Below are 13,996 nucleotides of genomic sequence, written 5' to 3' on the forward strand. Positions count from 1 at the left end.
AATCATGAGCAGTCAGTCTCTGGAATCCAAGTACACCGAGGAGCAGTATTCCGAGGTGGATCAGTACCAGCCGGCGACCCGCACCGGCAAGATCGCGAACTACGTCGATCAGCGTGTGGGCGGAACCGGTATGGTCCGCGAGTTCGGCCGCAAGGTCTTCCCGGACCACTGGACCTTCATGTTCGGGGAGGTGGCGCTGTACAGCTTCGTCATCACGGTGATCTCCGGGGCGTTCCTGACGTTCTGGTTCGATCCCTCCATGTCCAGCACCCGCTATGACGGCTCCTATGTGCCGCTGCAGGGCGTGGAGATGTCCATGGCCTACAACACCGCGCTCCAGCTTTCCTTCGATGTGCGCGGCGGTCTGTTCATGCGCCAGCTGCACCACTGGGGTGCGCTGATGTTCGTGATGGCGATGGCGATCCACATGCTGCGTGTGTTCTTCACCGGCGCGTTCCGCAAGCCCCGTGAGCTCAACTGGGTCGTGGGCTGCACCCTGCTGCTGGCAGGCCTCGGCGCCGGCTTCACCGGCTACTCGCTGCCTGATGAGGTGCTCTCCGGAAACGGTCTGCGCATCATCGACGGCATGCTCAAGGCGATCCCGGTGGTCGGCACCTACATCTCCTTCTTCCTCTTCGGCGGCGAGTTCCCCGGCGACGAGGTCATCCCGCGGCTGTACTCACTGCACATCTTCATCATCCCGGCAGTGATCCTGATCCTGATCGCGGTCCACCTGTTCATGGTGGTCACCCACAAGCACACCCAGTACCCCGGCCCGGGCCGCACCGAGCGCAACGTGGTCGGCTACCCGATCGGGCCCGTGTACGCGGCCAAGGCCGGCGGCTTCTTCTTCGTGGTCTTCGGCGTCCTGGCCCTGCTGGGAGGCACCTTCCAGATCAACGCACTGTGGAACTACGGGCCCTATGACCCCTCCCCGGTGCAGGCCGGCACGCAGCCTGACTGGTACATCGGCTGGTTCGATGGATTGCTGCGCCTGATGCCGGGCTACATCGGCGGCGTTCCGCTTGAATTCGTCATACCGACGCCATGGGGCGGCAACAGCGTGGCAACGCCTGTGCTGGTCACCTTCATCCCGATCACCGCGCTCCTGCTGGGTCTGTTCGTCTGGCCCTGGATCGAGTCCTGGATCACCGGTGACAAGAGGGAACACCACATCCTGGACCGGCCGCGCAACGTCCCCGGACGCACCGCCTTCGGCATGGCCATGATGATCTGGTACTTCGTGATGTGGGCCGCCGCGTCCTCCGACCTGATCGCGACCCACTTCTCGCTCTCGTTCAACGATGTGCTCATCTGGCTTCGAGTCTTGTTCTTCGCCGGACCGATCCTCACGTTCATCATCACCAAGCGGATCTGTCTGGCCCTGCAGCGCAAGGATCGCGAGATCGTGCTGCATGGCAACGAGGCCGGCGTCATCGAGATGCTGCCCCACGGTGAGTTCCGCGAGAAGCACACCCGGGTCAGCGACTACGAGCTCTACACGCTGGTCTCCTACGAGTCGCCCGGGGTCACTGCAGCCCGGCCGAACGCGAAGGGCAAGGTCGGACTGCTGGAGAAGTCACGGGTCAGGATGAACCGGACCTTCTTCGAGGATCGGGTCGAGCCTGTGAGCCGCGAGGAGTACATCGAGGCCCTCTCGCACGACGACCACGGCACTCCCGCAGAGCTGCCTGCCGGCTCCGTCGGAGCGATCGAGTCCCGGAAGAGCTGATCACCCTGGGGCACCGATTATTCGGTGCTCACCATGAAGAAGCGGCCGTCTCCCTCTCGGGAGGCGGCCGCTTCTTCATGTGGCGTGAAGTCACCAGCCCCTCGGGTGTGGGCTGACTGACCCGGGTTGGCGGGCTCGGGCTGACGGGCTCGGGCTGACTGACTCGGGCTGGCGGGCTCAGGTTGCTGGGTCAGGGGGTGCGACTCTCAGCGCCAGAGGGGGATCCCTGCGGGGTGCCGCCTCATGCCCGCTAGGTCCGGTCCGCACCCCGGATGATCATCCGCAGCTTCTCAAGCCGTTCGGCGACCGCGCGCTCGGCCCCGTTGCCGGTGGGCCTGTAGTAGTCCACACCGATCAGCTCATCAGGCACATACTGCTGGGTCGCGACGTGATGCGGCTGGTCATGGGCGTAGATGTAGCCCTTGCCGTGGCCCATCCGGTGTGCACCGGAATAGTGCGCGTCGCGCAGGTGCGGCGGGACCGAGCCGGATCTTCCGGCCCGCACGTCCGCGATGGCGGCGTCGAGCGCCTTATAGGAGGCGTTGGACTTCGGTGCGGTGGCGATATGCACCGTGGCCTGGGCCAGCAGGATCCTGGCCTCTGGCATGCCGATCAGCTGCACGGCGTCGGCGGCGGCCATCGCGGTCAGCAGCGCCGAGGGGTCGGCCATCCCGACCTCTTCACCCGCGGCGATCACCAGGCGTCGGGCGATGAAGCGCGGATCCTCTCCGGCCACCACCATCCGTGCCAGGTAGTGCAGCGCCGCGTCGGGGTCCGAGCCGCGCAGCGACTTGATGAATGCCGAGACGATGTCATAGTGCTGGTCTCCGTCCCGGTCGTAGCGCTGCACGGCGAAGTCCATCGCCTGCTCGGCATCGTGGGCGGTGATCAGCACCGGGGAGTCCTGCGCCTGATCGGCGGCGGCCTCGCCGTCCTCGGGGGAGCGCCCCATGGCGACGGCGGCGGCGGCCTCCAGGGTGGTCAGGACCCGGCGCGCATCGCCGCCGGCCATGCGCAGGATGTGGTCGCGGGCCACGTCCTCGAGCTCGAAGGCCGAGTCCAGGCCACGGGGGTCCTGCAGTGCCCGGGTGATCAGCCCGGAGAGGTCTTCCTGGGTCAGGGAGCGCAGCGTGAGCATCAGCGACCGGGACAGCAGCGGAGCGATGATCGAGAACGAGGGATTCTCCGTGGTCGCGGCGACCAGGATCACCCAGCCGTTCTCCACCCCCGGCAGCAGCGCATCCTGCTGCGCCTTGTTGAACCGGTGGATCTCATCCAGGAAGAGCACCGTGGTCGTCCCGCGCAGGTCGCGGTCCTCCAGTGCGCGGTCCATGACCTGCCGGACGTCCTTGACGCCAGCCCGAATCGCGGAGAGCTCCACGAACTTCCGTGAGGCGCCCCGGGCGAGCACATGGGCCAGCGTCGTCTTCCCGGTGCCGGGAGGACCGTAGAGGATCACCGAGGAGGCCCCGGCGGGGCCGCGGTTGCCCTCGGCCAGCACCCGCAGCGGGGACCCCTGCTCGAGCAGATGCTGCTGGCCCAGGACCTCTTCCAGCGCCCGGGGGCGCATCCGCACCGCCAGCGGCGTATGCCGTCGACGCGCGCCCGTCTCAGTCGCGGCGGCGGGCGCGTCGTCGAAGTCGTCGGAGGCGAAGAGGTCCCCGGTGATCGGATCGGCCACTGCGCCTCCTAGGGCTGGCTGCGTCCACGGATTCGAGAAGGATCCGTTTCAGATTACCCGGTGAGGCTCAGGCCTGAGCCTTCGCCGGTGCCTTGCCCGAGGGGGTGCCCTCGGGCTTGGTCTCCCCGGCAGTCTCGGGCTTCGGCTCGGGCTTGGCGTCCACACCGGCCTCCTTGCGCTGCTGAGCGGTGATCGGAGCGGGCGCCGCGGTGAGCGGATCGTAGCCGCCGCCGGACTTGGGGAACGCGATGACCTCGCGGATGGAGTCCTCCCCGGCGAGCAGGGAGACCACCCGGTCCCAGCCGAAGGCGATGCCGCCGTGGGGCGGCGCGCCGAACTTGAACGCGTCCAGCAGGAAGCCGAACTTCTCCTGGGCTTCGTCCTCGGGGATGCCCATGACCTTGAAGATCCGTTCCTGGACGTCGCGGCGGTAGACGCGCAGCGACCCGCCGGCGATCTCATTGCCGTTGCAGACCAGGTCGTAGGCGTTGGCCAGAGCCGAGCCGGGATCGGTGTCGAAGCTGTCCGCGAACTCCGGCTTCGGTGCGGTGAACGCGTGGTGCACCGCGGTCCAGGCCCCGGAGCCCACTGCCACATCGCCGGCGGCCTGGGCCTGCGCGGCGGGTTCGAACATCGGGGCATCGACCACCCAGACGAAGGACCAGGCCGTCTTGTCGATCAGTCCCACGCGCTCGGCGATCTCGTTGCGCGCGGCACCGAGGAGTCCGCGCGAGGGGGAGACCTCGCCGGCCGCGAAGAAGATGCAGTCTCCCGGGGAGGCGCCGGTGGCGGAGGCCAGTCCGGCCTTCTCGGCCTCGGAGAGGTTCTTGGCCACCGGGCCGCCGAGCTCGCCGTCCTCACCGATCAGCACATAGGCCAGGCCCTTGGCGCCGCGCTGCTTGGCCCACTCCTGCCAGGCGTCGAGGGTGCGGCGGGGCTGCGAGGCGCCGCCGGGCATCACCACGGCACCGACGTAGGGTGCCTTGAACACTCGGAACGGGGTGTCCTTGAAGTACTCGGTGAGCTCGGTGAGCTCCAGGTCGAAGCGCAGGTCGGGCTTGTCGGAGCCGTAGCGCGCCATCGCCTCGTGGTAGGTGATGTGCGGGATCTCGGCGGGCAGCTCGACGTCGATGAGCTCCCAGAGCCGGCGTACCAGCTCCTCGCCCAGGGAGAGGATGTCCTGCTGCTCCACGAAGCTGGCTTCGATGTCGAGCTGGGTGAACTCGGGCTGACGGTCCGCGCGGAAGTCCTCGTCGCGGTAGCAGCGGGCGAGCTGGTAGTACTTCTCGAAGCCACCGACCTGGAGCAGCTGCTTGAACAGCTGTGGGGACTGAGGCAGCGCATACCAGGCGCCGGGCGCCAGACGCGCCGGGACCAGGAAGTCGCGGGCACCCTCGGGGGTCGAGCGGGTCAGCGTGGGGGTCTCGATCTCGGTGAAGGACTCGTGGTGCAGCAGGTCCCGGGCGACCCGGTTGGCCTCGGAACGCAGGCGAAGCGCGCGCTGCGGGCCGGCCCGGCGCATGTCGAGGTAGCGGTGGCGCAGCCGCGCCTCCTCGCCGATCTCGACGTGTTCATCGATCTGGAAGGGCAGCGGGGCTGAGGTGTTGAGCACCGTGACGGTCTCGGCCAGGACCTCGACCTCTCCTGAGGGCAGGTTCGGGTTCTCGTTTCCGGCCGGGCGGCGCTCCACAGCACCGGTCACCTGCAGCACGAACTCGTTGCGCAGCGGATCGAAGTCCGCCTCCTCGCGCACCACGACCTGGGCCACGCCGGAGGAGTCACGCAGATCGAGGAAGGCCACCCCGCCGTGGTCTCGGCGTCGCGCCACCCATCCGGTGAGGGTGACGGTCTGGCCTATGTTCTCGGCGGTGAGGGAGCCGGAGGTGTGTGTGCGAAGCACGGTGTCCTTCCTGAGGGATCAGTTGCTCGAGTGCGGGCCTGCGGCCCGGGGAGTCAGTCGGTGGCCGATTCTACTATCCGCGGGAGCGCGTCCTGGGCCGGGGGCGTCCAGCTGGCCGGATCGGCCGGAGTCTGTGCTCCGGTGCGGATGTCCTTGACCTCATGGGTGCCCTCCTCCTCGGTGAACCAGACATAGGGGATGCCGCGGCGATCAGCGTGGCGGATCTGTTTGCCGAACTTCTCGGCCTTCAGCGCGACCTCCACGTTGATCCCGCGGGCGCGCAGCGCGTCAGCCACGTCCTGGGCGGCGCCCCAGTCGGCGTCGGAGCGCAGCGCCACGAAGACCGCGGCGGGAACCTTGCGGCTGGCCCGGATCCCGCCCTCGGCCAGGATTCGGGAGATCAGCCGGGTGACACCGATGGAGAGACCGACGCCGGGGAAGGTGCGGCTGCCCTTGGCGGCGAGGGACTCGTAGCGGCCGCCGGAGCAGATGGAGCCCAGGGACTCGTGGCCGATGAGCACGGTCTCGTACACCGTTCCGGTGTAGTAGTCGAGGCCTCGGGCGATGGAGAGATCGGCGGTGACCCGACCGGGGACCCGCTTGTTGAGCTCCGCGACGACCTCTTCGAGCTCGCTCAGTCCGGCCTCGAGCAGCTCATCGGGCGCTTTCGAGCCCAGCAGTTCGCGCACGGCGGCGACGAAGGTGGTGTCCGTGGCGCGGATCTGGGCGAGTTCCAGCGCTTGCTGCGCCTGTTCCTGAGTGGCGGCTCCGGAGGAGACCAGCTCCTCGCGCACCTTCTCGGCGCCGATCTTCTCCAGCTTGTCGATGGCGCGCAGCACCGCGGTGGTGTCATGCAGCCCGATGGAGCGGTAGAAGCCCTCAGAGAGCTTGCGGTTGTTCACCCGCAGCATGAAGTCGCCGATCGGCAGCGCCTCCAGCGCCTTGGCCATCACCACGCCGATCTCGACATCGCTGCGGAACGGGAGCGCGCCGTCGCCCACCAGGTCGATGTCGGCCTGGGTGAATTCGCGGTAGCGGCCGTCCTGGGGCCGCTCCCCGCGCCAGACCTTCTGGATCTGGTAGCGCCGGAACGGGAAGTCCAGGTGACCGGCGTTCTCCACCACATAGCGGGCGAAGGGCACGGTCAGGTCGAAGTGCAGCGCCAGACGGGCCTCACGCCCGGATTCCTCCTGAAGGCGAGCGACGGCGTAGATCTCCTTGTCGATCTCGCCCTTCTGCAGCAGCGTGTCGATGGTCTCCACCGCCCGTGATTCGATCGAGGCGAAGCCGTGGCGTTCGAACACCTCACGAAGCGTGTCCAAGACATGCAGCTCCACCAGCCGCTCCTCGGGGAGCCATTCGGTGAAGCCGGAGAGAGAGCTGGTTCGAGCCATGAGTGTGCGCGCAGTCCTTGGGTCGTCGGGGGGAGCCTGGAATCGGGCCCGTTCAGCATAACGGCTCCGGTAGGCTGGTGGGATGAGTCCTGCAGTCAAGCCCGACCACCATGAGACCTCCCTCGCCGAAGCCCGCCGATTCGCTCGGGTGGATGAGGAAGGCCATGTCTACGCACTGGCCCCCGCAACCGGTCAGCCGGTGAGCGCGGCCTCCGCAGTCCCAGAGGTTTCCGCGGCAGCGCCGGAGGCTGACGGAGCAGCGCCGGAGGCCGTCGCGGAGGGCACCGAGGCTGCTGCGACCGAGCCCGGAGAGCCCGAGGCAACCGTTCAGCCACCGGCCGCCGAGACCTACGTCGGGCAGTTCTCCGGCGCCAGCGCCGATGAGGCGCTGCATTACTTCACCCGGAAGTTCGACGAGCTCTACAACCGTGCGCTGCTGCTGCGCGCCCGCGCCGCGGCCGGAGCCGACTCCGCCAAGGCGCTGCATGAGTCCCTGGGACATATCCGCAAGGAGCTCACCGCGGGCACCTGGGTCGGCGACGTGGCGGTGCTGAGCGAGCTGCTGAAGGAGATCTCCACAGAGATCGATCAGCGCGCAGCCGTGGAGGCCCAAGAGGCCGAGGTCGTCCTCGCCGAACACCTGGCGGTTCGCGAGCAGATCGTGGCCGAGGTGGAGCTGCTGGCGGATGCCGACCCGAGCACACAGCATTGGAAGAGCGCCCAGGCGCGGATGAATGAGCTGTTCGAGGCCTGGAAGGCCGAGCAGAAGAAGCCCCCGAGGCTGACGAAGTCCCAGGAAGACCCGTACTGGAAGCGATTCCGCGCCGCCCGTAACCTCTTCGAAAAGAACCGGCGTGCCTTCTTCGCCACCCGGGACAAGGAGCACGGCGACGTCAAGGCCGCCAAGGAGGCGCTGATCGCCGAGGCGGAGCAGCTCAAGGACTCCGATGACTACGGAGCGACCACCAAGGCCTACCACCGGCTGATGGATGACTGGAAGGCCCTGGGCCGCGGCGCCCGCAAGACCGACGACGCGCAGTGGGCCCGATTCCGCGCCGCGCAGGACGTGTTCTTCGGCAACCGGGACAAGGTCAACGCCGAGACCGACGCGGAGTACGCCGAGAATCTCACCGTGAAGCTGGCGCTCCTCGAGGAGTTCGAGGCGCTGATGCCGATCGAGAACCCCGAGGCCATCCGGGAGAAGCACCAGGCGCTGCTGAACCGTTGGGACGCCGCCGGGCGTGTGCCACGGGCGGACATGAAGTCCGTGGAGAGCCGGCTCAAGCGGGTCCAGGATGCGTTCCGTGACGCCGAGCAGACACACTGGCGCAAGACCGACCCCGAGACGCTCGCGCGGCAGAACTCGATGCTCACCCAGCTCGACGAGGCCATTGCTGAACTTGAGGCGGCACTCGCTGCCGCCCAGGTCAGCGGAGACGACAAGCGAATTTCCGAAGCCAAAGAAGCATTGGACGCAAGAAGAAGCTGGCGAGATATGTTGAAGTAACGAATGGATTACACTCTTCAAAGATCCGGTGACCCATGAGCCATTCCCGATGGGTCCCTGGCGTTGTGCCGTCGACATCCAGTAAGGACCCCGCGTGAGCGATCATCAGCCGCATGAGTTGGGCTCCCCGCGCAGCCGTCGCGAGATTCGCGAGGACCGGGAGCGCGAACTCGTGGTGAAGCCTGAGCGTCATAGCGGCGCGCAGAAAAGCGCTCTTGACGAGACGCTGCGATCCGTGAATGCCCGCTCCGCGGCCTCGGCCGCCGCCGCGGCGCAGCGCGACGAGGACGCCGCGGCGGACCCCGGCACGCCCCGGGTGCCGCTGCCCGCCATCGCGCCGGTCCAGGCCACGGTGGTCTTCGACCAGACGGCGATCTTTCATCCGGATGACGTCACCGAGGACAGCTGGGAACGCACGGAATCGCACCTCGCTGCTCCCTCCGCAGTGACCCCCTTCGATCAGGTGATGACCGGCTCCGACCAGGTGCTCTCCGGGGAGGAGGCGGAGGAGGAGTCCGAGTACGCCGTGGCGGAGGATTCGGATCTCCTGTACGACGAAGACCTGGAAGACGACTACTACGAAGGCACCCGCATCGATCACGACGACGACGGCACCCCGCTGCTGATCTCCTCCTCCAGCCATGGCCGCGGCTACCAGACGGTCTCCGCCGTCGAAGGGGGTGCGACCCAGGCGGTGCTGGAGAAGCGCCGGCGTCGCCGCCGTCGGCGCAACCTCACGCTGAGCGTGGCCTTCGGACTCTTCGCGGCGCTGCTCGTGGGCTTCGTGGTCGTGCTGCAGTCTCTGTTCGGCGGGGGCGGCCCCGAGGACTTCGAGACCCAGGCCGGTGATGTCGTGGACTTCACCGTGGAAGAGGGCGACGGTCCCGCGCTGGTGCGCAACCGGCTCCTGGAAGCCGGGATCATCGCCAGCGATGACGCATTCGATGAGGCCTTCGCAGAGCTCCAGGAAGCGCCCGAGCTGCAGCCCGGGGAGTTCGAGCTGCGCGAGCAGATGCCCGCCGAGGATGCGCTGGCAGTGATCTTCGAACAGGGCGAGGCGTTGCACTACATCTCGCTCCAGGACAACACCCGCATCGACGCGGCGCTGAGCTCCATCGCCGCGCAGACCGGGATCCCGGAGAGCGACATCCGGCAGGCCGCCGGGGACCCCGGGGCCTATGGGCTTCCCGAGGAGGCCGAGACGCTCGAGGGCTACCTGGCGGCCGGTGAATACCAGCCCAGCCTCGAGGCCACACCTGAAGAGATCCTGCAGACGATGGTGGACACCACCTTCGAGCGGCTCGACGAGCTGGGCATCACCGAGGAGGACGAGCAGTGGCGCACCGTGATCGTGGCCTCGCTGCTCACGGCGGAGGGCCTGCCCGGTGACTACGAAGAGATCGCCGGGATCATCGAGAACCGACTGGCCCCGAACAACTCGGAGACCGACGGACTGCTGCAGATCGACGCCACCGTGATCTACGGCCTCGGCACGCAGAGCGTGCACTTCACCGAGCAGGAACGGGCCGACGCCTCCAACGAGTACAACACCTACCAGAACCCGGGTCTGCCCCCAGGACCCGTGGCGGCGCCCAATATGGCGACCCTGGAAGCTGCCGCGAACCCAGAGGAGAACGACTTCTTCTACTGGGTCACGGTGGACCTCGAGACCGGAGACACCGAGTTCGCCTCCACCTACGAGGAGCACCTCGGCTACGTGGAGGAGTTCAACGCGTACTGCGAGGACAACCCCGAGATCTGCGAAGGCGAGCCGACCCAGGAGAACGCGGGACCGTGACCCGACAGGCCGCTGTGCTGGGCCACCCGATCGCCCACTCGCTCTCTCCGCTGCTGCACACCGCCGCCTACGATCACCTGGGGCTCGATGCCGACTACCGACGCATCGACGTTCCCGAGCAGTCCCTGCAGGACTTCCTGCGCGGTGAGGGCGCCTCGGAGGACTGGATGGGCTGGTCGGTCACCATGCCGCTGAAGGCCGCCATGGTCGCCGCAGTGGACTCTCCCTCAGCGCGGGTCACCGCGTTGGGTGTGCTCAACACCGTCGTCCACCGACCGATCGGCCATGGTGCCAGCGGCCCCGCCGACTCGGGCAGCGCCGGCGGCACCACCAACTCGGGCAGCGCCAGCAACTCCGGGGGCTCGCGCACGCTCTTCGGGGAGAACACCGATGTGGACGGCATCGTGGCCGCCCTGGGCGAGGCCGGGTTGCACCCGGGCTCATCCTCGGACCGGGGGAGATTCGGGATCATCGGTGCCGGGGCCACCGCCACCGCCGCGCTGGCCGCCGCCGCGGAACTCGGCTACACCCAGGTGCACAGCTACGCGCGCTCGGTCCAGCGCGGCCTGGAGCTGGCACCCGTGGCCGCCGCCCTGAGGCTGCGGCTCAGCGTGAGCGAACTCTCGGAGCTCCCCGAAGACCTGCGCGCCGGCCCTCAGGACCCTGACCGAGTCCGGCTCGACGCCGTGGTCTCCACGTTGCCGCCGCGCGCCGCCGACGAGCTCTCCGCCACCCTGCCCCGGCTGGACCGCCCGATCCCGCTGCTCGACGTCGCCTACGACCCCTGGCCCTCGGCACTGGCCAGCTCCTGGGAGGCCTCGGGCGGCCGCGTGGTCAGCGGTCTGGTGATGCTGCTGCACCAGGCGGTGAAGCAGGTGGAGCTCTTCAGCGCGGCCACCTCGACTCCGGCCGGTGAGCTCCCGAAAGAGTCCCACGCCCAGATGGTGGCAAAGATGAGGCGCTCCATCGGTTTATGATGGACCCCATGTTGCGCTGGCTCACTTCCGGAGAATCACACGGCAAATCCCTCGTCGGAATCCTGGAAGGGCTTCCCGCCGGCGTCTCGCTGAGCACCGCAGCGGTGCAGGAGAAGCTCGCCCGCCGCCGTCTCGGCTACGGCCGCGGAGCCCGGATGAAGTTCGAGCAGGACCAGGTCGCGCTGCTGGCCGGGGTGCGCCACGGCGTCACCATCGGCGGCCCGCTGACCATCGAGGTCGGCAACACCGAATGGCCCAAATGGGAGAAGGTGATGTCTGCGGATCCGGTGGACCCCGCAGAGCTGGCCCACCTCGCCCGCAACGCCCCGCTGACCCGGCCACGCCCCGGTCACGCCGACTACACCGGGATGCAGAAATACGGCTTCGGCGAGGCCCGCCCGGTCCTGGAACGCGCCTCGGCGCGCGAGACCGCCACCCGCGTGGCCCTCGGCGCCGCGGCCCAGTCCTTCCTGGACGAGCTGGGGATCACGACCGTCTCACACACCACGGCCATCGGCCCGGTACAGATCCCGGCCGACACCCCGCTGCCAGGCGCCGCAGACGCATCCGCCCTGGACGCAGATCCGTTGCGCTGCTTCGACGCGAAGACCTCCGAGCGGATGGTCGCCGAGGTCGACGACGCGCACCGCGCAGGCGAGACCCTCGGCGGCGTGGTCGAAGTCATCGTCGAGGGGCTCCCGCCGGGACTCGGCAGCTACGTCCACTGGGACCGCCGGCTGGACTCACGGCTGGCCGGGGCGCTCATGGGCATCCAGGCGATCAAGGGCGTGGAGGTCGGCGACGGCTTCGAGACCACTCGACGCCGCGGGTCTGCCGCCCACGACGAGATCACCCTCGACGAGCAGGGCCAGATCGCGCGCACCTCCAACCGCGCCGGCGGGATCGAAGGCGGCATGAGCATCGGCGGCCCGTTGCGGGTCCGCGCCGGGATGAAGCCCATCGCCACCGTGCCGCGCGCGCTGCGCACTGTGGACACCGCCACCGGGGAGGCGACCACCGCCCACCACCAGCGCTCCGACGTCTGCGCCGTCCCGGCCGCCGGGGTCGTGGCCGAGGCCATGGTGTCACTGGTCATCGCCGAGGCCGTGCTGGAGAAGTTCGGCGGGGACTCGGTGACCGAGGTGCGGCGCAACCTGCGCAGCTACCTCGAGCACCTCCCCGAGCTGGGCGGCGACCCCTCCGGCGCCGGAGCCGACGGCGACCCGCTGCAGGCCCCGGCCGCGATGCAAGACTGATGCGTCAACCGGCAGCCGCGGAACAGCGAGGCGACGGCCGAAACATCGTGCTGATCGGACCGATGGGCTCCGGGAAGTCCACCGTCGGTGCGGCGCTGGCCCGCCGGCTGCACCGGCCCCACGTGGACAGCGACCACTTCTTCGTCGCCCGTCACGGCCCCATCCCGGAGTACTTCTCGCTCCACGGCGAGGACGCGTTCCGGGCCGAGGAGCAGAGCATCGTCGCCGAGCTGCTGGACTCCCCGCGCCCCTCGGTGATCAGCCTCGGCGGGGGCGCGGTGCTCAGCGCCGGCACCCGCGAGCTGCTGCGCGATCAGCAGGTGGTCCTGCTCGACCTCACCGAGGACCAGGCCGCGCTGCGGCTGGGGGACGGGTCCAGCCGACCCATCCTCGGCGCCCACCCGGTGCAGGCCTGGAAGCGCATCTACGCCGAACGCGAGCAGATCTATCGAGACTGCGCTGATATCGTCATGACCCCGGACGATGCCCACATCGACGTGCGCGTCGATCACATCGTGCGAGCCCTCAACACCACCTCCAGGAGAGACCCAAGCGTATGAGTCACCAGGCCGAGACCGAGGCTTCCGCCCCCGCCGCGGAGCCCACGATCATCACCGTCGGGGAGGGCGCGGGCACCGGAGGTCAAGAGCTGGGCTACGACGTCATCATCGGCAACGGGCTGCTCTCCCGGCTGCCCGGACTCGTCGGCCCGCAGGCCGAACGGGTGCTGGTGATCCATCCTCGGGCGCTGCGCGCCACCGGCGACGTCGTCCGGGAGGACCTCGAGAAGGCCGGGTACCAGGCGCTGGTCGCCGAGATCCCGGACGCCGAGGAGGGCAAGCACATCCAGGTCGCCGCGTTCTGCTGGCAGGTCCTGGGGCAGAACGACTTCACCCGCTCCGACGCGATCGTCGCCGTGGGCGGGGGCGCAGTCACCGATGCCGCGGGCTTCGTGGCCGCGACCTGGCTGCGCGGGATCCGCGTGGTCCACATGCCCACCACGCTGCTGGGCATGGTCGACGCCGCCGTGGGCGGCAAGACCGGGATCAACACCTCCGAGGGCAAGAACCTGGTCGGCTCGTTCCACCAGCCGGCCGGGGTGCTCGCCGATCTGGACACGCTGCTGACCCTGCCGCGCAACGAGCTGGTCGCCGGACTCGCCGAGGTGGTCAAATGCGGATTCATCGCCGATGAGCGGATCCTCGACATCATCGAAGCCGCCCCGGAGCAAGCCCAGAACCCGCACTCCTGGCAGATCCGCGAGCTCATCGAGCGCGCCGTCGCGGTCAAGGCCCATGTGGTGGGGCAGGACATGCTCGAATCCGGTGTCCGGGAGTCGCTGAACTACGGCCACACGCTGGGCCACGCCATCGAACTCGCCGAGCGCTATCAGTGGCGCCACGGCGCGGCCATCTCGGTGGGCATGATCTTCGCCGCCGAGCTCGGGCGCGGCCTGGGCCGGCTTGACGACGCCACCGCTGACCGCCACCACGCCGTGCTGACCCTGCTCGGGCTGCCCACCACCTACCGCGATGACCGCTGGAGCCAGCTGCTCGAAGGCATCCGTCGGGACAAAAAGAACCGCGGCGACCAGCTGCGATTCGTGCTGCTCAACGGACAGGGACAGCCGGCCACCGTGGAGATCCCGGACGCCTCGATCCTCTTCGCGACCTACCAGGAGATCGCCCAGCCGGAGACGGGCAGCATGATCTCGCTCTGAGGTCGGCGCGCAAGCCTGTAGAATCAACGGG

Annotated in this window: 10 protein-coding genes; 7 read left to right on the forward strand and 3 right to left on the reverse strand. The window is 68.6% G+C overall.

Going from position 1 to position 13,996, the window contains the following annotated elements:
- Window positions 1–4 precede the first annotated feature (4 nt).
- A complete protein-coding gene (gene qcrB, locus EV640_RS12055; RefSeq protein ID WP_051501241.1) occupies window positions 5–1,732 on the forward strand; it encodes a cytochrome bc1 complex cytochrome b subunit in 1,728 nt (575 codons plus the stop codon).
- Between the two features lie 250 nt (window positions 1,733–1,982).
- Here qcrB and EV640_RS12060 read toward each other — a convergent pair whose 3' ends face one another.
- The 3 genes from EV640_RS12060 to hisS form a co-directional block, all read right to left on the reverse strand.
- A complete protein-coding gene (locus EV640_RS12060; RefSeq protein WP_036476009.1) occupies window positions 1,983–3,413 on the reverse strand; it encodes a replication-associated recombination protein A in 1,431 nt (476 codons plus the stop codon).
- 67 nt (window positions 3,414–3,480) lie between these two features.
- Window positions 3,481–5,313, reverse strand: coding sequence for an aspartate--tRNA ligase (gene aspS / locus EV640_RS12065; RefSeq protein WP_051501242.1), 1,833 nt, complete (start codon window positions 5,311–5,313; stop codon window positions 3,481–3,483).
- Window positions 5,314–5,366: 53 nt separating this feature from the next.
- On the reverse strand, window positions 5,367–6,707 hold the full coding sequence (gene hisS / locus EV640_RS12070) for a histidine--tRNA ligase (protein ID WP_133726542.1): 1,341 nt from the start codon (window positions 6,705–6,707) through the stop codon (window positions 5,367–5,369).
- Window positions 6,708–6,789: 82 nt separating this feature from the next.
- On the opposite strand from hisS, the gene EV640_RS12075 reads away from it, so the two are divergent.
- The 6 genes from EV640_RS12075 (at window position 6,790) to aroB (ending at window position 13,965) form a co-directional block, all read left to right on the forward strand.
- Window positions 6,790–8,214 (forward strand): DUF349 domain-containing protein, encoded by a 1,425-nt coding sequence (locus tag EV640_RS12075; RefSeq protein ID WP_036476012.1) that lies wholly within the window; start codon window positions 6,790–6,792, stop codon window positions 8,212–8,214.
- A gap of 94 nt (window positions 8,215–8,308) precedes the next feature.
- On the forward strand, window positions 8,309–10,012 hold the full coding sequence (locus EV640_RS12080; protein ID WP_051501243.1) for an endolytic transglycosylase MltG: 1,704 nt from the start codon (window positions 8,309–8,311) through the stop codon (window positions 10,010–10,012).
- Window positions 10,009–10,989: a shikimate dehydrogenase family protein gene (locus tag EV640_RS12085; RefSeq protein ID WP_036476013.1), complete on the forward strand. Its 981-nt coding sequence runs from the start codon at window positions 10,009–10,011 to the stop codon at window positions 10,987–10,989. Before EV640_RS12080 ends, EV640_RS12085 begins: the two co-directional genes overlap by 4 nt.
- Before the next feature lie 8 nt (window positions 10,990–10,997).
- Window positions 10,998–12,245 carry a chorismate synthase gene (gene aroC, locus EV640_RS12090; protein ID WP_051501265.1) on the forward strand — a complete coding sequence of 416 codons (1,248 nt, stop codon included), beginning with the start codon at window positions 10,998–11,000 and terminating at the stop codon, window positions 12,243–12,245.
- Window positions 12,245–12,805, forward strand: a complete 561-nt coding sequence (locus EV640_RS12095; RefSeq protein ID WP_051501244.1) for a shikimate kinase — start codon at window positions 12,245–12,247, stop codon at window positions 12,803–12,805. The genes aroC and EV640_RS12095 overlap by 1 nt, the downstream gene beginning before the upstream one ends.
- A complete protein-coding gene (gene aroB / locus EV640_RS12100) occupies window positions 12,802–13,965 on the forward strand; it encodes a 3-dehydroquinate synthase (protein ID WP_133726543.1) in 1,164 nt (387 codons plus the stop codon). The genes EV640_RS12095 and aroB overlap by 4 nt, the downstream gene beginning before the upstream one ends.
- Window positions 13,966–13,996 lie beyond the last annotated feature (31 nt).

The organism is Nesterenkonia aurantiaca (assembly GCF_004364585.1).
GTDB classification, from domain to species: Bacteria; Actinomycetota; Actinomycetes; order Actinomycetales; family Micrococcaceae; genus Nesterenkonia; species Nesterenkonia aurantiaca.